The 20397-nt window shown below is 28.9% G+C and carries 21 protein-coding genes and 1 riboswitch; of the genes, 4 read left to right on the top strand and 17 right to left on the bottom strand.

What is annotated here, in order from left to right; translation table 11 throughout:
* Positions 1-6: 6 nt before the first annotated feature.
* From B5X81_RS02065 to B5X81_RS01990, 16 genes are all read right to left on the bottom strand, one after another.
* Positions 7-2358 carry an ABC transporter permease gene (locus B5X81_RS02065; RefSeq protein WP_079489574.1) on the bottom strand — a complete coding sequence of 784 codons (2352 nt, stop codon included), beginning with the start codon at positions 2356-2358 and terminating at the stop codon, positions 7-9.
* On the bottom strand, positions 2358-3068 hold the full coding sequence (locus tag B5X81_RS02060; protein ID WP_079488982.1) for an ABC transporter ATP-binding protein: 711 nt from the start codon (positions 3066-3068) through the stop codon (positions 2358-2360). The genes B5X81_RS02065 and B5X81_RS02060 overlap by 1 nt, the downstream gene beginning before the upstream one ends.
* Before the next feature lie 11 nt (positions 3069-3079).
* Complete coding sequence (locus B5X81_RS02055) at positions 3080-3715, bottom strand: TetR/AcrR family transcriptional regulator (RefSeq protein ID WP_079488981.1); 636 nt, start codon at positions 3713-3715, stop codon at positions 3080-3082.
* A gap of 170 nt (positions 3716-3885) precedes the next feature.
* Positions 3886-5517 carry an L-glutamate gamma-semialdehyde dehydrogenase gene (pruA, locus tag B5X81_RS02050; RefSeq protein WP_079488979.1) on the bottom strand — a complete coding sequence of 544 codons (1632 nt, stop codon included), beginning with the start codon at positions 5515-5517 and terminating at the stop codon, positions 3886-3888.
* Between the two features lie 190 nt (positions 5518-5707).
* Positions 5708-5829: riboswitch (molybdenum cofactor riboswitch) on the bottom strand.
* 212 nt (positions 5830-6041) lie between these two features.
* A complete protein-coding gene (locus B5X81_RS02045; RefSeq protein ID WP_079488978.1) occupies positions 6042-6707 on the bottom strand; it encodes a DUF421 domain-containing protein in 666 nt (221 codons plus the stop codon).
* A gap of 110 nt (positions 6708-6817) precedes the next feature.
* On the bottom strand, positions 6818-7273 hold the full coding sequence (locus B5X81_RS02040) for a GNAT family N-acetyltransferase (RefSeq protein WP_079488976.1): 456 nt from the start codon (positions 7271-7273) through the stop codon (positions 6818-6820).
* A gap of 287 nt (positions 7274-7560) precedes the next feature.
* Positions 7561-7929 carry a hypothetical protein gene (locus tag B5X81_RS02035; protein ID WP_079488975.1) on the bottom strand — a complete coding sequence of 123 codons (369 nt, stop codon included), beginning with the start codon at positions 7927-7929 and terminating at the stop codon, positions 7561-7563.
* A 617-nt stretch (positions 7930-8546) separates the two neighbouring features.
* Positions 8547-8990: a GNAT family N-acetyltransferase gene (locus tag B5X81_RS02030; RefSeq protein WP_079488973.1), complete on the bottom strand. Its 444-nt coding sequence runs from the start codon at positions 8988-8990 to the stop codon at positions 8547-8549.
* A 195-nt stretch (positions 8991-9185) separates the two neighbouring features.
* On the bottom strand, positions 9186-9878 hold the full coding sequence (locus B5X81_RS02025; protein WP_079488972.1) for a hypothetical protein: 693 nt from the start codon (positions 9876-9878) through the stop codon (positions 9186-9188).
* 54 nt (positions 9879-9932) lie between these two features.
* A complete protein-coding gene (locus B5X81_RS02020; RefSeq protein WP_079488970.1) occupies positions 9933-10403 on the bottom strand; it encodes a GNAT family N-acetyltransferase in 471 nt (156 codons plus the stop codon).
* Positions 10404-10840: 437 nt separating this feature from the next.
* Positions 10841-11326, bottom strand: a complete 486-nt coding sequence (locus B5X81_RS02015) for a putative signal transducing protein (protein WP_079488969.1) — start codon at positions 11324-11326, stop codon at positions 10841-10843.
* Between the two features lie 210 nt (positions 11327-11536).
* Positions 11537-12358, bottom strand: a complete 822-nt coding sequence (locus B5X81_RS02010; RefSeq protein WP_079488967.1) for an arginase family protein — start codon at positions 12356-12358, stop codon at positions 11537-11539.
* A gap of 111 nt (positions 12359-12469) precedes the next feature.
* The gene (locus B5X81_RS02005) at positions 12470-12655 is read right to left on the bottom strand and encodes a GrpB family protein (RefSeq protein WP_079488966.1); all 186 of its coding nucleotides are present in this window, start codon (positions 12653-12655) and stop codon (positions 12470-12472) included.
* A gap of 103 nt (positions 12656-12758) precedes the next feature.
* Entirely contained in the window at positions 12759-13403 is a 645-nt protein-coding gene (locus tag B5X81_RS02000; RefSeq protein WP_079488964.1) for an NAD(P)H dehydrogenase, read from the bottom strand.
* Positions 13400-13882 carry a hypothetical protein gene (locus B5X81_RS01995; RefSeq protein WP_079488963.1) on the bottom strand — a complete coding sequence of 161 codons (483 nt, stop codon included), beginning with the start codon at positions 13880-13882 and terminating at the stop codon, positions 13400-13402. Before B5X81_RS01995 ends, B5X81_RS02000 begins: the two co-directional genes overlap by 4 nt.
* 439 nt (positions 13883-14321) lie before the next feature.
* Entirely contained in the window at positions 14322-15041 is a 720-nt protein-coding gene (locus B5X81_RS01990) for a class I SAM-dependent methyltransferase (protein WP_079488961.1), read from the bottom strand.
* Between the two features lie 289 nt (positions 15042-15330).
* Here B5X81_RS01990 and B5X81_RS01985 point away from each other — a divergent pair, with 289 nt between their 5' ends.
* From B5X81_RS01985 to B5X81_RS01970, 4 genes are all read left to right on the top strand, one after another.
* On the top strand, positions 15331-15537 hold the full coding sequence (locus B5X81_RS01985; RefSeq protein ID WP_079488960.1) for a hypothetical protein: 207 nt from the start codon (positions 15331-15333) through the stop codon (positions 15535-15537).
* 214 nt (positions 15538-15751) lie between these two features.
* Positions 15752-16345 carry an NfeD family protein gene (locus B5X81_RS01980; protein WP_079488959.1) on the top strand — a complete coding sequence of 198 codons (594 nt, stop codon included), beginning with the start codon at positions 15752-15754 and terminating at the stop codon, positions 16343-16345.
* A 38-nt stretch (positions 16346-16383) separates the two neighbouring features.
* Positions 16384-17823, top strand: coding sequence for a flotillin family protein (locus B5X81_RS01975; protein ID WP_079488957.1), 1440 nt, complete (start codon positions 16384-16386; stop codon positions 17821-17823).
* 351 nt (positions 17824-18174) lie between these two features.
* A complete protein-coding gene (locus tag B5X81_RS01970) occupies positions 18175-18546 on the top strand; it encodes a DUF5362 family protein (protein WP_079488956.1) in 372 nt (123 codons plus the stop codon).
* A gap of 61 nt (positions 18547-18607) precedes the next feature.
* Here B5X81_RS01970 and B5X81_RS01965 read toward each other — a convergent pair whose 3' ends face one another.
* Positions 18608-20281 carry a glycosyl hydrolase family 18 protein gene (locus B5X81_RS01965; RefSeq protein WP_079488954.1) on the bottom strand — a complete coding sequence of 558 codons (1674 nt, stop codon included), beginning with the start codon at positions 20279-20281 and terminating at the stop codon, positions 18608-18610.
* Between the last annotated feature and the right edge of the window lie 116 nt (positions 20282-20397).

Genomic DNA, 20397 nt, shown 5'->3' with positions numbered 1-20397 from the left:
ACCCCACTATGAAATTCTACTCTTAAGAGCTTCCATAAAATCAAGTCCATATATTTTCTTCAAGGTAAATAATTGTGCTGCTGCCACAAACAATACAGTGAATAATCCTGCAAAAACATAGGTTGTAGGATTTACTGCCACATGCAGCGTATACAAATCATTACTCATTGCCTCTTCAATTCCTGTAATAAAAACTCTTCCCATTGGAATACCTACTACTATGCCAATAACAGTTAAAACTAGATTTTCCTTTACAATCATCCAGAATATCTGTTTTCTTGAAAAACCCATAACCCTTAAAGACGAAAATTCCAATCTTCTTTCTGATATTCCCATAACAGTTGTATTGTATACTACAGCAAAGCCTAGAATACTTGAAAAGACCACAAGCATACCGATAGAAGAATAGGTCAGACTTAAAAATTGTTCAAATACATTTTTCAAATCTTCAAGGGATTGCAAGCTAGTTACGTTTTTGAGATTATCAAGCTTTTTCTTTACATAATCCCCAGAATTAAAATAAGCCCCAGTAATTAATTCTTTATCTAGTAATATTTCATCCATTTCTTCAATATCCATATATGCATTGATTCCAAGACTTTGTTTTACTATATCCTTAACTTCAATCTTTATATCTTCCCTATGGGGAATAAAGCTATTTATTATTACCCTATCGCCTTTTTCAACCTGTAAATACTTTGCTAGATTTTCAGTAATCACTATACCCTTTTGAGGTAAATTTATTACTTCACCCTCTAAATTTATAAACTTATAAAAAACAGTATCATTTTCAGCACCAATAATATTAACTACTTTGCTTTTCCAGCCATTGATTATTTCAAAGGGAAATTCACTCTTGGGCTCAATTTCATCAATATCAATTAAGTGATTAATATCTTTTATAACTCTCTTATTCATGGGCTTAGAAAAATTTATACTATAATCCATTCTTTGAAAATCACCATAATGGGTTCTAAATATATGGAAAAAAGCATTTAACTGATGGAAGGTTAATAATAGCATGCTAAAAGATAATGCTATACCCATAAGTACAAATATGACTCTTTTTTTATTTCTAAAAATATTTCTTACAACTATTTTCCAGCTAAAGGATAATATATTCCATAATATTTTTATATTCTCTATAAGTATTCTTTTACCAGACTTTGGAGCCTCAGGTCTCATTGATTCAGCTGGAAGTATCTTTAAAACCTTCCTTCCACCTAAGAATCCTGCCGCAATACAAAACATACTTGATAATACTACTGAATAAAATGTATATCTATAATAGTAATTAACCCTTAATATAGGAATGTTGAAAAACTGAAGATAAAGTTTAGTCATTGCACCTGCCAACAGCATCCCTAGGTTTGTTCCTATTATTGCCCCTATTATTCCTATAATCAGCGAATACTTTGTATAGTGGGAAATAATATCTATATTTTTATAACCAAGGGCCTTCATAACACCTATTGGGATTCTATCTTTCTTTACCATTCTCGATATCATAACTGCAATTATTACAGCTGCCACTCCAAGAAATATAATTGGTATTATTTTTGACATGTTTTTCAGCTGTTTTATCTCTTCTGATATCATTCTATTGCTCAGCTGGTCTTCTTTAACAATAATTCTCTTAACACCGTATTTTTTCAAAACCTTTTCTAGCTTATCCTTTATCTGATCTAATTGATTTTCATCATTAACATTAAATATAATTTCATTATAGCTGTCGCCAAATCCAAAGCTTTGTCTTGCAAATTCATCGGCTACAAAAACAACTCCAAATTTTTCTGGCAAAGGCAAAAGACTTTGTTCGCTCTCCATAAGATAAATATATTCGGGACTGGCCACTATACCGGAAACCTTTAGATCGTATAGTCTTCCATTTATTTGAACTTCTAAAAAATCACCTGTCTTTATATTTCGTGCATTGGCAAATTGTTCAACTACTAATACCTCTTTATTTTTATTTTGTATTTCCTCACCATTAACTAAATAGGTTCCGTTTATTTTTTTATCACTATTTGGCAAAGATACAACTCTAATAGTTACCTTTTCTTCTCCCTTTTCAACCTTCAACGGAACATCAGATACTATACGCCCCTGTGCATCTGTTATTCCATATTTATTTTTAAGATCTTCTATTGCGCCTGTAGGAATTTTCACTACCTGGGCATACATATCTGCAAAATTTGTTTCATTATAATATTTATTAAGGGTACTTTCCAAATTCAATGCAGCCATTTTCATTGCTGTATATACCAATAATCCTACAGCAATCACTGTTATTACTGCTATTACTTGACCATAGGACTTTTTTATAAGTCTCATCAATCTTAAATTTAATTTTTTCATTACCATTCAATCCCTTCAGGATCTATTTGGTTTTCATTTATTTCATTTTCAACTATTTCTCCACTTCTCATTTTTATTATTCTATCTGCCATTTGAGCTATAGGAGCATTATGTGTTATCAGCATAACTGTCTTTTTATACTGCCTATTTATTTTACTAAGAAGTGAAAGTATAGCTATACCCGTCTTATAATCTAAGGCTCCTGTAGGTTCATCACATAAAAGCACAAGGGGGTTTTTGGCAACAGCTCTGGCTATGGCTACTCTTTGCTGTTCTCCACCGCTTAATTGTGAAGGAAAATGATTTTTTCTATCAGCTAATCCAACATCATTTAAGACATTTTCAATATTTAAAGGGTCTTTGCATATTTCAGTGGCCAGTTCAACATTTTCTTTAGCAGTAAGGTTTGCCATAAGATTATAAAACTGAAATACGAAGCCTATTTTATCTCTTCTGTAATTAGTTAGCATTTTCTCATTATATTTTGTAACCTCTTCTTCCCTTAAAAAAAATCTTCCAGTAGTAGGTTTATCCATGCCCCCTAAAATATTGAGTAAGGTACTTTTCCCTGAACCGCTAGGTCCAAGTATTACAACAAACTCACCTTCATATATTTCAAAGGATGAATTCTTTAAAGCCTTTACAGTAACTTCTCCCATCTGATAGAACTTGCTCAAATCCTCTATTTTCATCAAAGGCTTCTTTTCCATTTTACCCCCCCTTATTTTTTCTTACCAAGTCCATTTTCTATAAAATCTATATAGCTGTCATATACTTCTAAAATCTTATCCAGATCAAAACCCTCAATTTCATCCTTCATATCATCTAAACATATAGTTGAAAAATTTGTCATTAAATGTCTTAATAATCTAGTGATAAAGTCTACTGAAAAATCATCCCTCAGTTCATTATTATTTATTGCTTTTTTAATTAATTTTTCAATTAGTATCAAACTTTCATCACTTTTTGCTTTTACTATAGTCAACACCTTTATTTCTTCATTTTTCTCTTCAAATATTCTCTTACCTAATTTATAATATTTGGGATATTTTACTGCAAACTCCAAAGAAATTTTTCCTAAAAATCTTAAAATAGTAAAGATATCTTTCCTTGAAATATCTCCCATTGTTTCTTTCATAGCTTCATTTAAGTAAGAAATCTTATCCTTTACTACTTGATCATATATATATAAGTATAATTCTTTTTTGTTCTTAAAATGATAATAAAATGAGCCTTTGCTAATCCTAGCTTCTTTTAGTATGTTATTAAGGGAAGCTTCATCGTAACTATTTTCAATAAATTCATCCATTGCCACATTAATAAGTTTTTCCTTTCGTGTTAAATTCTTCTTCTTCAAATCAACTCACTCCAGCAAACTAATATTGTAAAAAATTAATAGACCATGCAGTCTAGACTATATGGTCTATTATATCTCCGTGAAAGATATTTGTCAATAGAGGGACAAAGAGCCAAAAAAGAACAGCATATCTTTATATACTGTTCTCTGATTTGTAAATTATATTATCTTTAAATTGCATCCATAAATGAATATCTATAATCATCTTCTGAGTCAAAGGTTTCTTTTATTACTCTGGGATTCGCCCATCTTAAAAGATTTAATTTACTGCCAGCCTTATCATTTGTTCCAGAGGCTCTTGCTCCTCCAAAGGGCTGTTGTCCTACTACTGCTCCTGTAGGCTTATCATTTATATACAAATTTCCTGCTGCATATTTAAGCAGTCTTTCCATTAGAATTAATGCTTTCCTATCCTGTGAAAAAATTCCACCTGTTAATCCATATGGAGTTGATTCATTGCATATTTTAAGGGTTTCTTCAAATTTTTCATCTTCATATACATATATTGTAAGTACTGGTCCAAAAATTTCTTCTGTCATTGTTTTAAAATATGGATCTTTAGTAGCTATGATTGTTGGCTCAATAAAATAACCTACTCTATCGTCACATTTTCCTCCCCATATTATTTCAGCTTCATCAGAATTTCTAGCAAAGTCAATATAGGATTTGATTTTATCAAAGGATTCTTTATCTATAACAGCACCCATGAAATTAGTGAAATCTTCTATATCTCCCATTTTTATAGTAGAAGCTTCGCTAATTAATTTACATTTTAAAACAGTCCATATGCTATTTGGTATATATGCCCTGGAAGCTGCCGAACATTTTTGTCCCTGATATTCAAATGCGCCTCGTATTAATGCTGTAACAAGCTTGTTAATATTTGCTAAGCTATGGGCAAATATAAAGTCTTTCCCTCCTGTTTCTCCTACAATTTTAGGGTATGATTTATATTTATCTATATTTTCTCCTATGGTTTTCCACATAGTATTAAATACTCCAGTAGACCCAGTAAAATGGATTCCCGCCAATGATTCGTGATTGAAAACTTTATTTCCTATTAAGCCTCCAGAACTTGGTACAAAATTGATTACTCCATCTGGTAGTCCTGCCTCCTGAAGCAATTTCATAACAAAATAATTTGAATACACTGCCGTCCTAGAAGGTTTCCATAAAACTACATTTCCCATTAAAGCAGGTGATATTGCTAAATTTCCTCCTATAGCAGTAAAATTAAATGGTGTAACTGAAAATACAAATCCTTCAAGGGGTCTATATTCTATTCTATTCCAGCATTCATTTGTAGATATTAGTTGGTCATCATAAATCTCCGTCATAAAATAAGTATTAAACCTTATAAAGTCTATTAACTCACATGCTGAATCTATTTCTGCTTGATAAGCAGTTTTACTTTGTCCCAGCATTGTGGCTGCATTGAGGGTATATCTCCATGGCCCAGATAAAAGCTCAGCAGCCTTTAAAAATATAGAAGCCCTATGCTGCCAAGGCATTTCATCCCATTCCTTTTTTGCCTGTAATGCAGCTTCAATAGCCATTTCAATTTCCTGTTCCCCAGCCATATGATAAATACCAAGGACATGGTCTTTATTATGGGGAATTAAACACTTTTTTGTATTACCCGTATAAATTTCTTTTCCTCCAACTATTAAGGGAATTTCAATTTGTGTTTCTTTTAACTCCCTAAGCTTGGCTTTAAGCTGGGCCCTCTCATTACTATAGGCCCCATAAGAAAGCACTGGTTCATTTTCTGGTTTTTTTACTTTGAAATACCCATTAGACATAAAAAATCCTCCTTAGTCAATAAACTTGATGTAATAATTATTTCCCAGGAGTTTATCAAAAAAGAAGGTGATATTTGAGTATAAGAAATAGAACAAGGAAAGAATTACTCAAGTTTAATGTTATGGTCAAAATAATCAAAGATGATATATTATTACCAAAACAAACAATCAATTGAGCATCATTCTAGTTATACTCTATCACTTCTCTTCTTTCCACACTGGGAGGCATAATCGTTTCCAATCATACCCTAACGTTCCTTAAATCATAAACCTAGAGTTCTTAGATAAAAGGAATCGAAGAGAGTTACAGTATTAATTTTTAAAATTTCGACATTTTGAAATTATATAAACATTATATATCTTTAATGGAATAAATTCAACAGTGATCCTGAAATATGCAAGTATTCATATACAGTATTTTAACTGGTTGTGCTAGTTCCTATATCGGGAGTATTAATATTTCCTAAGTTATATTTAAAAGCAAAAATTTGATTCAATAGCACAACAGGTTAATTTATATAGTGTTATTTTTCTCTTAAGTCAAAAACAATCTCATCCTTTTCATCGCTGGCATAGGCATATATAATATTCTTTATATTATCTATTCCTTCTTCCCTCATTTTGTTTTTCAGCCATTCTTCATCCTTATTTATAAGCTTTAAATTTTTCCTTTGAATTTTTCCATCGATAATTACTCCAATTGGTAGACCTTCATATTCTACATTAATACCTAAATCTGAAGGAGTAACACTTCTTATATCTGCCTTTGGAAGAATACTTATTTCTCCTGTAGGTTCCAATATGGCATATTCAATATCATTAACCTTTGGATATCCATTAACTCTAAGAATTGCCGTTAGCTGAATTAGAGAAATCTTTTCCTTTTCAATATTTTCTTCAATAATCTTTCCATGTTTTATTAAAATTGTTGGCCTTCCTAATAGTATTTTATTAAAAAATTGATTTAATGATAGTTCAGAAAAGATTATATATAGTACTAGTAAAGCACCTAGTACAATTAATGTTGGCTTTAACTTTGTATTAATTAAAGGCTCTGCAACAACAGTACCAATAATTATTATAGCCATTAAATCATAGGGAGTTAATTGAGTAATTGCAGACTTCCCCATCACCCTCATAAGTAAAATTCCAGTAGCAAATAAAATTGCAGTTTTTAAAATCAATGCCATATCATCACTCCATATCTTTGCTTATAAAGGAAATTGTATAATTACCTCTGTTTGTATTTTTAGCAATTTATTAAACTTTTATAAAACAAAGATTGATGGATTTAATTTATTCAATTTCTATTTATTTTTTCTAGTTTCATTATCATTGTATTAATACCAGCAGGATTTTTCCCGCCATCTTTATAATCTTTAAATCCAAACCTCATGTATATCTTTCTTGCTGCTTTACCAGCCTTTACATTTGGAGAAAAAGTCTGTACATATATAGGTTTTTTATCATCTAAAAAGCTAATTGCTGTTTTCAATAGTTGATACCCATATCCTTTTCCCCTACTTCTTTCTCTGACTGCAAGCCAACATATTTCATTTTCAGTTTTATTAACTGCAATTATTCCTTGAATTTCATTACAGTTATCTACAATACAGAAAGCTGAAAAGCTAGATATGCATTCCTGTATTCCCCTTTCAAAATCTTTATTTCCTACCATTTCACCAAATAGTGATTCTACCTCTTTAGCTAATTGTAGCCATATATTATAATCTTCCTTTTCCAAAGGTCTGATCATGTTTTATCACCCTTTTCGACCTCAATTTTTTACCGTATTATTCCATACACCACAATAATACCAATGCTTTTTTATCTATATCTTTTTTGGTTTTATAATTTGGATAATACAAATTCTTTAATTAAAATTGTAATAACAATTACTCGCAATATGATACTAAATAATGAATATCTAACCTTACTATTAATTAATTTTATTTCCAACTTGTCTTACTTCAATAATTCTTTATCTGAAATAATGAAAGCTTCTACCTTCTTCATTTGAAATTTATAATACTTTTGAGTTTGTTATCTATAAAAAACAAATCCAATACCGTTAACTACTATAAATAACAAATTTATAAAATTCAACGGGTCTGTTACGGGCCATTTGTTTCCTATATATTCACTTTTTTTCTTTTTAAATGTTATTTCATTCATAGCTGAATCATACATATCATATCTACATATATCACCAAAACCATTTAAGCTACCACTGCCCATATATGAACCATTTCTTCTATTCCCACTAAAATTACTTAGTAAAAATATAAAATGTATTACAGCCCATATGATGAAAAAAAGTCCTAAATTCTTTGGTTGAATTAAGAAATAGAAAAAAAGTTCTAATACTCCAAATATAATTATTCCTATAATAATCTTTAAAAAAATTTTCATAAATTTCCACCTTAGTTTCCTTCTCTTCAGCAGGCTATTTTTATAATTACTAATTAGCTCTTAGGTAAAATTTGTTTAAAATAATTAAAATCAAATTCATTATCACCTTTTATTTTATACTCTTTGTGTTCTTTACCAGTTCTTATTGAGATACTTCTCCTATTATAAACAAATATCTTTATATATGAATTGCTTTCTTGATCTACAAATATAAACTCAAAGGGATCTTCTTCAATCTTAAATGATTTTTGAGATGATAGATAATATTTAAAACTCTTGAAATATTTAAAAATTTCTTCTATTTTCTTATCTGTTCTAATTACTATTTTTTTAGCAGGATAATAGAAATCTTTTTTTCCTATATGAAGTTCATCAAAACTCTTTGGAGTTATATCTTTACCAATGATAGAATCAAAACCTCTTGAAATAAGATATGGTGCTGAAATAATTATTAATAATAATACTACTAAAAAATATATTAAAACTACTTTTTTTTCACTGCTGTGCCCCCCTTCTACAAAGACTTTCTATAAAGGAATGAATTCTCTGGTACTTAATTTGATGTTTTTCCTATTTAGTCCTCCACAAAACTTTTATATTATATCATTTATAGCTCTTTATTTAATTTGCATATACAGGGTATTTGGATAGAATCCAAGTTTTCTATAAAAGCATATTGTAGATTGATTCTCTTGAGATACCATTACCCCAATCACTTTACAATTATTTTCTCTCATCCATTTTATATGTTTATCTACAATTTTCTTTCCAATTCCATTTCCTCTATAAATCTCATCAACATGAAGTGATTTAACTTCTCCCTTTCCCTCAATTATTGTAGATATACAATATCCAACATATATATCATCACATTTTGCCACAGTTATTTTCAAGGATTCCCTATTTAATCCATCTAAAGCTTTTATTATATGATCAAAGTTAATACAACGGTACAACTCTTTAAAATGTTCTGAACTTTTTTCATGATATTGTCTATTTTTTTCCCAAAGATTCTTTATTGTTTCAATTTGGTCATAAGAAATATCAAAAATTTCGCTCATGATTATCTCCTCCCTTTAAAACATATTTATATAAATATGTCAATTCTTCAATGGATTTTTCAATATAATAATACTTTTCATAATGAAGGGTTCTGTCTTCATCCCATTTTGGGGTATAAAATCATATTCTCTAGTTCCCTTTTCTATAGTTTTCTTTTCTCCTCTGCTAATATCATAAAAAACTAAATCCCGTACTTATTCAAACAATAGAAGCTTTGTTAAATCATTAATGCTCTTTATTTTTTTTACATTGTAGTCTAATTCACTTATTTCAGTAAATTTATTTTCACTCCCAATCTTTACAAGTCCAATTCCCATTGCATAATATAATTTTACACTTTCTGACCCTTGCTCATGTTTTACTTCTATTGCTTGAAATTCACCTATTGAGGTTTTTACTTTTACATTTACAGCTGTTATTTCAAAGTTTCCAAGTTCATTATTCCACTTATTCCCTTTTTTTAATGGTCCTTTTAAAAATATTAAATCCATATCCTGTGGTTCATTTATATAACTCTCTGACAAAGGTCCTATACCAAGATTCATATATATAAGCCTAAAATATTCATCGATTTTTTCATAAACTTTAATATTTCCACTAATATCAAAGCTTTTTCCCAAGGTCTTGATTTTTAATTTTTTATTATTACTACTAATGCTTCTTATTTGAACTTTGTTTTCTGAAACAATATCAACAAAATCTATCCTACTAGGGCTATTAGATTGATTTTTAAAAACCTTAATCATGGGCTTGCTAGGGATAAAATCTTTAACTGACAATTCTGAACTATTGATAACTATAAATTTATTCTTAAAACCCCAATATGTAAATAAAACCAATAAAATAAATCCAATAAAGAAAAATCCTTTCACAGCTTTTCTTTTCACCCTATTACCCTCCAAGCATAATAGATTTCCTTTAATAATTTCTTATATAGTATCTTATAAGTTCTTTGTCATATTTACCATACCCGGTCTATATCCAAGCTTTTGATTCAATCCAATCATATTATGATTATTATAATGAACTGTTGTATGTATGGTTTTAATCCCTTCATCTCCACACCATTTTTCTAATAGTACCTTTAGATTTGTTGCTATACCTTTCCCTCTATAGCCTTCTGTGACATATAATGATAAAATCATAACACTATCTTGAGGTTTTTCTTGTTTATATGACCATATAAATCCTTGTATTTGGTCGTACTCATCTTCTGCAATCATAAGAAATAACTCTTCACTTTTTGTACTTTTAATCCTTTGCACTGTTTTTTCTATATCTAAACTTGATACTCTGTAATTTGATTTCCATAGTTTAGGTGTAAGATTATGCCATTTTGCGATTTTAACTAAAAGTAACTCTAGCTCCTTATTGGTACTATCATCTTTAATTTCAATTTTTCTATAATTCATAGCTAATCCTCCTCAGAGATAGAATAATGGTTTATATTTATGCCCATCCATAAATGATTTAATGATAGACTATATGAAAATTACTTTGCTATATAATTTTGATTATTTTATTACAAAACATTATTATATATTAAATCATTAATTTCTTTCCTTGTATTAGTATAAAAACTCAATATTGATTGAAACATCTGTATATCATCATCCAATAATATATATTCCTTACTATCTGCCTTTGATATTTTCTCCCTTCAATCTCAAAAACTCTAGTAAAAGTATGACTTTCAATTATTAAATTCATTTTGGCAAACTTTACATATTCAATTGTGTATAAAGATTTTTCAATATAATAATACTTTTCAAATTTATCATATTTACTACTTTTATAACTATATTTTATATAATTCTCTTGGGCTTTATATCAAGTTCTAATATATTTACTAAAGTAAATATATTAATAATCCTATTATTGTAAGAATACTAAAAACGATAAGAAATATCCATATCTTTCTTTCTCTATTATAATTATCCCCCACTTGATTAAAATCTTCTTTATTCTTTGGGTCTATATTTTCTTCATAATACTTCTGCATATTCAAATTCTCAATTATAATATTTTCTGCTACTTCCTTTAAATCAGAAGAAACATATATGTCTATACCTAAATTAGACATACCTAAATATAACTGGAGATATTCTCCTGCCCCCCTATGCTTCTTTAATATATTAATACCATTGTACTTTAATATATCTTCAATCTGTTTTGCTTCAATTTCATTGGATACTGACATTAAATACTCTATTTCAACTTTATCTGATTTCTTGATAACAGAAATATCTTTTTTATCTTCTAGCTTTAAATTACAATCACTGCAATACTCAAAGCCTTTTCTGTATTCTGATTTGCATTTTGGACATATCTTCATATTTGATTCCTCACTTCTTGCCCATTCTCATTAAATATTTTAATTCTCTCTTTAACATAATCTAATAGAATGGTTTTTTTCAACATTTGGTATACTTTCTGTGAGTCGTAGAACTGAAATTGGTATTTCCCATTACTCAATTTCTTGAACTTTAATATCTCAATATATTCAATTCAGAATTTTATATTTATAAGATTCTAAATCATATGTTTACAAATTTATACCTAAATTAACAATGCTTTTTAAATTATCAATATTATCTCCTTTTTCAGGTGCATATTCCAATAGACTTAAGCCGACAATATTATAATTATTTTTAATATGTATCAAGATATCATTTAGTTTCTCAAAATTTATGCCATTTGGCGTAGGACATGTAACACTTGGAAATATATTTGGATCAAGGACATCTAAATCTATATGAATATATACATTATCAAATCCCATATGCTCAATTGAATCTAAAATTGTATCTTTTTGAATAAGTTCAACTGGAAAAGTAATTATATTATTTTCTTTAATGTATTCTTTTTCAGGAATATCCAAGTCTCTAGTGCCAATTAATATTAGTTGTTCAGGATTAATGTGTGAAAAACATTGTCTAACTATATTTTGATTTCCATCTCCAAGTAAAGTCCTTAATGGCATACCATGAAATTTTTTACTTGGCGATGAACTCGGCGTATTTAAATCACCATGGGCATCAAACCAAATTACTGTTAAATTTCCATCATACTTCTTATTAAGATAAGAAACAGGTGCTAATTCAACATCACAACCTCCTCCTACAGTAAATATTGTATCAGGTTTAATATCATTTATTAGTTTTGTTACTTCTTTCAATTGCTCTAAAATTTCCTTATATCCCAGAATATCATTTTCAATAACCAAACTATCATTATCACATATTTCTATTTCTTCCAGTTTAACATCTGAGAGATGTACCTCTTCTATCTTTAATGCTCCATAATATAAATCTCTTGTTCTCCCTGAACCCTGCCATTGTGGAAAAAGCAAGTTCAAATTACTCATTCTATTTCTCCCCCTTAAAATATTATTTAATTATATTTGAAGTCAAAATTTTATCTTCATAATCACTTATACTCTTTATTTTTTACTGCTTCTATTTCTGGTGTGTCCTGTCTATTTTTTCCTATTTATTTCATCAATCCGCTCTAATTCTTCTAAGGCCATACCTTCCGATTTTAAAATTGAAGTTATTAGCTCGGTTTCACCTTCAATATAGGAGTTAATATCATTAGGGTATCGTTTAGATAATTCTTGCTTTAACCGTCCATATAACCTAGCTACTTCTTTATTATTTCTCATTGATATCGCTCCTTACCCATCACTAATATCTCAAAAATTTTGCCTTTGGTAGCCTTTAAGAACTTGATACTCAATTTTTACAATTACAAAGCATCATTTACTATTACAAAAATGGTCTATCTAATCTTTTATCTAAAGCATTGTTTTTCCTTAACACTCTATGCCAACCCACATTGTTTAATCCTAATTTATTAGCTAACTCGAATATCATCGACTGAAACTTTGTTAACTCATAGGGTTTGCCTAGTCTTTTTACAATATCTTTATCAAAAGAATGGTTTTTTTCATATGCCATACCTAGCTCAGTAATTAGTTTTAAAACTTTTCTAAATAATTTAGGAAACATGTAGATCCCAGCAGCTTCACCCTTTGAAACTGTACCCAAATATTTATAATTGAGCTGCTTTGCTAAATCTGCAAAGTATCTTTCAATAAACCTATGCTGTGCAGTTTCTATAAATCCTGCCTGAACAATAAAACCTATGTATTTACCTTCGTCTGTTGCAGGCTCCAGTCCTTCGATAAACTTCATAACAATTCCAGGCATAGCATGAATATAAAGGGGCAATATAATAATTATCGTATCAAAACTCTCAACATACTTCGCAAGCTCTCTAGGATCGGCTTTGGCTATACATTTTATTTCACAAGGATTTTTCATATTTCTTACAAACTCCTTTGCGAAAATTTGAGAATTACTATTTTTAGAGTTTCCTTTAGGTGAACCATTTAAAATTATAGTATTCACATTTTGTCGCCTCCCTCTGCAATATATTCCTCAATAGGTTTTACGGTAATGTTTTTTGAGTAAAACTGATAAAATACTCGGTTTATATAATCCACAAAAATCTGACGACCAGCAACATTCTTAAATTTACCATCATAATAGAATTCAATATCAGGATATTTTTCGTATCGTGGAACATGCATAGACTCACCTGTAGCATAGGTAGTATATGGCAGATAAAGTGGTATCATTCTATCAAAAAGAGTTTTCAAATTGCCGCTGACAAATCCCTTTGTAATTTTTGGAAAATAAATAGCCCTATCCGCTTTTATATACTGATGATAAAATTCATCTAAATCCTTATAGATACATCTCCCAGGTGTTTTCCACCAACAAGACCAACAACCAATGCAATCTTTTACAATTTTTTTTGATAAATCAAGTGTAAAAACGTTTGGAGTTTTAATATTTTCACATTCTTTTATTACTACAGTTTGCATTTAATCCCTCCTTTAATATTTTTTATTCCATCAAGTACTTCACGTAGCGAACTTTATTTGATGGTTTACAAATTTTTATTTCTTTTACTACTTCTTCATATATAAAATATAATTTTCATACTTTAAAATGAACAAAACCTAGTTCTTCTGAGTGTTTATAATATAGTAATAAAAACATGTTTTTTTATGTATAGTGTTAACCATATTATACCATTTTATATGACAATGTATATACTACCAACGAATCCATCAAAAAAATAAGCCCTCATCTCACCTAAAGGCTTATTTCTTTATTATTACATGCTTGAGATAATTACATGAGGAAATTGCATAATTCTAACTTGGCAGAATTGCATAATATATATGGTATATCTCTAGAGATTTTAAATGTAGAAATAATAGATAGTATTTACAAAAAGTAATTGTGCAATTTCCTCACTTATTTATGGGCTTCTACCACTAATGGAAATGAATCTAAATTGAATTCCCTTTCATCAAAACCTCCATATAATCTTATATTCTTAAACCCTAATTTCTTTAATATATCAACAAACTCTTTACTTTTTAATGGATAAAGACTTATACAATTATTATATATTTCATCCTCATTAATAACTAATTTTGTCTTAAATAAAATCTTACCATTTTCTAATTCATAATTTCTTATAAATTTCACCTTAGCTTCTGGCCTGTCAATCAGTGGTAATTGTTTTACATTATATTCTAATATTCTGTCATAGTTTACTATTTGTAAAATTACTACGCCCTCATAGTCTAGTATATTATACATCTTTTTAAGTACATCTTTAATTTCCTTACGATTATCTAAATGCACCAAGGAATTGCCGATACATATTATTGCATCAAACTCGTAATTTCTTAGATTATCTATATTCTTCATATCTAGTTTATATGGTTTTACATTTGTTTTTTCTTTTTTGTTTTTGTCTTCTATTTTATTAATCATTTCTTCGTCTAAATCTACAGCAACAACATTATGACCAAGCTTTGATAATTCGATAGAATAATTTCCAGTCCCAGCTGCCAAATCCAATATATTTCCTTTACCATTAATGCGATCCTTCATAAATTTAAGCTTTTCTTCTCCAAGGGGGAAAATCACATCATAGTATTTACTTAGCTCCTCATAAAACCCCATAAAATCACCCTTTGTTTTTTTATAATATACCCATCATTTTTTAAAGAAATCTTAATGTTATTATATCTCCAATTATTCTCAATTATAATTATTTATTTTTTACAAAACAATATATAATGAAACAAATTTAAAATTAAGTTTTACTATGGGAAATCTATATAGATAACCTACTCTAAAATAATATAAATTTCACAGAAAAAATGCAAAAGCCTTCATTATTTTCTGCGAAACTTATATTAAATTCTAATGTTGGTTATCCATAATAGTATAATGAAAGGAGGAAAATATTATGCCTTGGAAAAAAGGAAAAATCAAATTAGACGATGGAACCGTTCATCCAGCAGAATTATTAGTTAAAGAAGATGGACAGGTTTGGAATGCAAGGATTCTTAAAGATGGTAAAACCTTTGAAGAAATCGACGTAAATAAATTTGCAAATAAATTAAATAAAAGTGTAGAAGACGTTTATCCATACACCTATGAATTAGATGAATAATGATTAATTAATATAAAGACTGAAAGCTTTCCATTCTTTCCAAAGCTTTCAGTCTTTTTAATATTTGTATTTATTAATTTTTATAATAGCATTACTATATGCAGTTTATTCAATTAAGATTTTATTAATAGTAATGTCAAGTTCTTTATGGTAATATATAACATGTAAGTTGAATTTTTATGTGATTATCTCATTTTTATAGGGGGGATGTATATTGGCTGAATGGTGGGCTAATATTGACGGGTTTGAAAAAATTTATTGGTATTTCGCTATACCTTTTACACTGGTATTTACTATTCAATTAGTATTAAGCTTTACTGGAATGGATGATGGCATCGATGCCGGGGATGATATTGATTTTAGTGGAGATATAGACAGTGATAGTATATTTGATGGAATGTTTAGATTTTTTACAGTGAAAAATTTTATTACTTTCTTTACCGTTTTCGGTTGGACCGGTATAACCCTATACAATTTGGGAGTAAATAAAGCTTTAACCACTATACTTTCTACAATATCTGGAATTATTGTTATGTCCATAGTGGCCTTTCTTTTCTATTCAATAACTAAACTTGCTGAAAGTGGAACCCTTGACTTTAAAAATGCAATAGGAAAAACCGGAGAAGTCTATATACCTATCCCAAGTAAACAGGATGGTATAGGAAAGGTTCATATTACTATTCAAGGTGCTATTAGGGAGTTAGATGCCATGACCACTGGAAAAAGTATTCCAACAGGAAAAATGGTAGAAGTAAGTAGTATTTCTAGTAACAACATACTTATAGTTAAAGAAATTAAACACAAATAAAATATTTGTGTAAAAATCAAATAAAAGGGGGATTTTCAATGGAAGGTATATATCCAATCATTTTAATTGCAGTTATAGCAGTACTTATCTTTGGTACTATAGCATCATTATTTACCAGATATAAGAAGTGTCCTGCCGATAAGGTTTTAGTAGTTTATGGTAAGGTAGGAAAGGAGACAGAAGGGGGCATACGCTCAGCTAAATGCGTACATGGTGGTGCCAGCTTTATTTGGCCAGTAATTCAATCCTATGAATTTTTAGATCTTACACCTATGTCTATAGAAGTTAATTTAACTAATGCTCTTTCAAAGCAAAACATTAGAGTTGATGTTCCTTCAAGATTTACAGTTGGTATATCAACAGAACCTGGTATTATGCAAAATGCTGCCGAAAGATTATTGGGCCTAAAGCATGACACAATAAAGGAATTGGCTAAAGATATTTTATTTGGACAATTAAGATTAGTTGTTGCAACCATGGATATTGAAGAAATAAATGCAGATAGAGACATGTTTTTAACAAATATCTCTAAAAATGTTGAAGCAGAGCTTAAGAAAATTGGACTTAAACTTATAAATGTTAATGTTACAGATATTATGGATGAATCCGGTTATATTGAAGCTCTTGGTAAAGAGGCCGCTGCTAAAGCAATTAATGATGCAAAGAAAACTGTTGCTGAGAAAAATAGAGATGGTTCTATTGGTGAAGCTAATGCTAAGAAAGATGAAAGGGTAAGAGTAGCTGAAGCTAACTCCATAGCAGTAGAAGGAGAAAATAAAGCTAAGGTTACAATTGCCATGTCTGAAGCGGAAAGAAGAGAGAAGGAAGCTGAAGCTGAAAGAAAGGCATCCGCTGCTGAAAAGGTTCAATCTGCCAAGGCCCTTGAAGAATCCTATGCAGCTGAAGAAGAAGCTGAAAAAACAAGGGCTAGAAGAGAAAGGGCTACTAAGGAAGCTGATATATTAGTTAATGCTGAAATTGAAAAACAGCAAGCCGAAATCAATGCCGAAGCTGAAGCTGAAAAAATCCGTAGAGAAGCCAAAGGTGAAGCCGATGCCATATTATATAAAATGCAGGCTGAAGCAAATGGTATTAATGAAATATTAACTAAGCAAGCCGATGGTTTTGAAAAATTAGTTAATGCTGCTGGTGGAAATGCCAAAGATGCAGTTACATTAATGATAGCTGATAAATTACCAGAATTAGTTAAAATCCAAGTAGAAGCTATTAAAAATATTAAAATTGATAAAGTTACTGTCTGGGATAGTATGGGAGGAAAGAATAACACCCCCGCCACTGCTAACTTTTTATCTGGAATGTTAAAGTCCATCCCACCATTTCAAGATATATTCAATATGGCAGGCATGGAGCTTCCTGATTACTTAACTGGGCAATCTAATAAAAAAGAAAATAGAAATGATTTAATAATAGAAAATGACAAATCTAAAATAATAAATGAAAAAAACGATACTGAATAAGATAAAAGTTTTTATAAATAAAGATAATTTATTGACACAATATAAGAATATTCCAATTTCAATAACAGTATAGAAATTGGAATATTCTTATATTACCATCGTCCAATACAAACAATACGCTCACATACAGAAACCAATAATGTTGTTATAATATTAACACTGATTATTTTAAAATATAGCATTCTATAAATACTAATTATTAAATCCTGCTTATTCTATATATTGCTTAGATCAGAATTCTAATTAATATAGAAATTTTTTTCTGTTTATAGTAATATAATACATATAAATTTATTTTTATTATATATATATAATAAATTCTTAAAATAAATATATAAAGGAGAATGATTTATGACATTAAGAGAAGAATTGAAACAATTTAGCAAATGGGCAGGTTTTATGGCTATTCTAACAATAATAGGGGGAGGCCTTCAAGCACTTAGTGGCGTTTTCTTTTTTTTAATAGGTGCCATACCAGGAATTATAATGATTATTGTAGGAATAAAGCTTTGGAATGCTAAGAAACAGGCAGATGAAATTGTAGATTTTGATGGTACAAATCAGGAAGAGAAAATTCAACTACTTATTAATAATTTAACTACTTATTTTAAAATTCAAGGTGTTTTATTTATTATTGGGATAGCATTCTTTATCATTATGTTTATTATCGGAATAGCAGCTGGAGGATTTTCAATGCTGAATAATTCAATGCATCCATTCTAAAGAATAAGAAAATTAAAAAGGTGTATCTTTTATGCCCACACCTTTTTAATTTTTTTATATTCTATAGCAAATCTTTATTCTCTTCTATTACAGTATTAATCGCTTCCCAAACTTTGTCGTATTCGTAACCTTTTCTCCAAGATGCTATTCCCTTTAAATCATATTTTTTAGCCATTTGGATTTTAAGCTTTATAGATCTTATATCTTCAATCCATATCTTATATGTTGCACCGTCATTATCATATATACCAAAATACTGTCCTGTTTCATCATCCCAGGTAACTACTGCATCATATTTCTTTAAAATTTCTTCTACATTTTTTATAGGTATCGCTTTAGAAGAAACCTTCGTATTTCCATTTTCATCTTTAGTTTCCTTCCAAACTCTTGTATAAAATGGTATTCCTAATAGCAGCTTTTCCTTAGGAATATATTCAAGACTTCTTTGAATTCCTCTTTCCACCCAATTAATAGATGCAACTGATCCACTGACAGGACTTGATGCCCAATGCTCATCATAGGCCATTAATGCAACATAATCAACTATATTGGCAAGTCTTTCTCTATCATATACCTGAGACCATCTTTTACTGCCTCCAGGAATCGTTACATCTATAGAAACCATTAGATTTTGTTTTTTTAAAATATAGGTTAAATCTTCAACAAATTTTACTAAATTATCCTTATCTTCATAATAAATATTTTCAAAATCTATATTAATACCATCTAAATTATAAAGACCTGCATAAAAAGCAATTTGAGAAATAAATTTATTTTTTATTTCTTCATTTCCTATAGCCTTTGATGTAAGATCAGGATCAAAGCTATTATCCACTAACCCCCATACTCTATACCCCTTTTTATGGGCATCCTTCATATAGTTAAAATCAGCTTTATTAATAACATCACCTTTATCAGATAAACTGAACCATGTAGGCACTAATACATCCAGCCCTTGTATTTTTTCTTCATCTGAAATATCAGGAGTTTTTTCATATACATATTCCCAAGTTATATTAATATTTTCATCATTATGCTGTTTTCTAATACTATTAATTTTATTGTCATAATCCATTTCTTTTATTTCTTCATTAACATATTTTTTATCTACATATCCAAAATATCCTTTATCAGTTCTTACTTTATACCAATTGTCCTCTTTAGAAAGCAGCATTAATCTACTTCCTTGATCTAATGTATCAATTATCTTACCTTTTGTGGACTTATTTTTATATAGTTTAATATCATCCTCTAGTATTGTGCTAAATTTATTTTTAGAAGAAAATTTATCTATAACTACAGTATTTAATGATTCATTATATTTTATATCTATAGAAAATAACTTTTTCATATGATTTATAGGCAAGTATTGATTATCATCTTCTATTTTTAAAGGAATATTTATTTTCCTACTATTCTCTTTAATAAAATCCGTAATCTCCTTAGTCTCCATTTCAAAACTTTTATTTTCAAGATCTATATAAGCTCTCTTCCCATCTTGACTAATCTCTATATTATTATCAAAATGTTCTTTAATCAATTCTACCGAAAAATAAATATTATTATTTTCAATCAATATATTATTTTCATCATTACTAATATAATCATCAATAATCAATATATGATCTGTTACTTTATTGCTTTCAACTTGCTTTTCTTTATTAATTATGTTTCCAATACTTATAAGTAAAGTAAGAGCTATTAAGACAATTAATATTGATGTAATTCTTTTCAACTTTATTCCCCCCTTTAAGGTTTCTAATAGTCAGTTTTATAATAATAAAAATTTTAAATTTATATACTTTAGTCAAATACAGCCTAATAACAATTATATAATAAAATGCCCTTGAA

Source organism: Maledivibacter halophilus, assembly GCF_900167445.1.
In the GTDB taxonomy this organism is placed as follows: Bacteria; Bacillota; Clostridia; order Peptostreptococcales; family Caminicellaceae; genus Maledivibacter; species Maledivibacter halophilus.
The sequence above is the reverse complement of the archived record's forward strand: the minus strand, read 5'-3'. Positions and strand labels throughout refer to the sequence as shown.

Excerpts from the sequence above, each read along its gene's own strand:
- B5X81_RS02065 (WP_079489574.1), bottom strand. The coding sequence starts at position 2,358 with ATGAAAAAATTAAATTTAAGATTGATGAGACTTATAAAAAAGTCCTAT.
- B5X81_RS02060 (WP_079488982.1), bottom strand. The coding sequence starts at position 3,068 with ATGGAAAAGAAGCCTTTGATGAAAATAGAGGATTTGAGCAAGTTCTAT.
- pruA (WP_079488979.1), bottom strand. The coding sequence starts at position 5,517 with ATGTCTAATGGGTATTTCAAAGTAAAAAAACCAGAAAATGAACCAGTG.
- B5X81_RS02045 (WP_079488978.1), bottom strand. The coding sequence starts at position 6,707 with ATGGCATTGATTTTAAAAACTGCAATTTTATTTGCTACTGGAATTTTA.
- B5X81_RS02040 (WP_079488976.1), bottom strand. The coding sequence starts at position 7,273 with ATGATCAGACCTTTGGAAAAGGAAGATTATAATATATGGCTACAATTA.
- B5X81_RS02035 (WP_079488975.1), bottom strand. The coding sequence starts at position 7,929 with ATGAAAATTTTTTTAAAGATTATTATAGGAATAATTATATTTGGAGTA.
- B5X81_RS02030 (WP_079488973.1), bottom strand. The coding sequence starts at position 8,990 with ATGAGCGAAATTTTTGATATTTCTTATGACCAAATTGAAACAATAAAG.
- B5X81_RS02020 (WP_079488970.1), bottom strand. The coding sequence starts at position 10,403 with ATGAATTATAGAAAAATTGAAATTAAAGATGATAGTACCAATAAGGAG.
- B5X81_RS02015 (WP_079488969.1), bottom strand. The coding sequence starts at position 11,326 with ATGAAGATATGTCCAAAATGCAAATCAGAATACAGAAAAGGCTTTGAG.
- B5X81_RS02010 (WP_079488967.1), bottom strand. The coding sequence starts at position 12,358 with ATGAGTAATTTGAACTTGCTTTTTCCACAATGGCAGGGTTCAGGGAGA.
- B5X81_RS02005 (WP_079488966.1), bottom strand. The coding sequence starts at position 12,655 with ATGAGAAATAATAAAGAAGTAGCTAGGTTATATGGACGGTTAAAGCAA.
- B5X81_RS01995 (WP_079488963.1), bottom strand. The coding sequence starts at position 13,882 with ATGCAAACTGTAGTAATAAAAGAATGTGAAAATATTAAAACTCCAAAC.
- B5X81_RS01990 (WP_079488961.1), bottom strand. The coding sequence starts at position 15,041 with ATGGGGTTTTATGAGGAGCTAAGTAAATACTATGATGTGATTTTCCCC.
- B5X81_RS01985 (WP_079488960.1), top strand. The coding sequence starts at position 15,331 with ATGCCTTGGAAAAAAGGAAAAATCAAATTAGACGATGGAACCGTTCAT.
- B5X81_RS01975 (WP_079488957.1), top strand. The coding sequence starts at position 16,384 with ATGGAAGGTATATATCCAATCATTTTAATTGCAGTTATAGCAGTACTT.
- B5X81_RS01970 (WP_079488956.1), top strand. The coding sequence starts at position 18,175 with ATGACATTAAGAGAAGAATTGAAACAATTTAGCAAATGGGCAGGTTTT.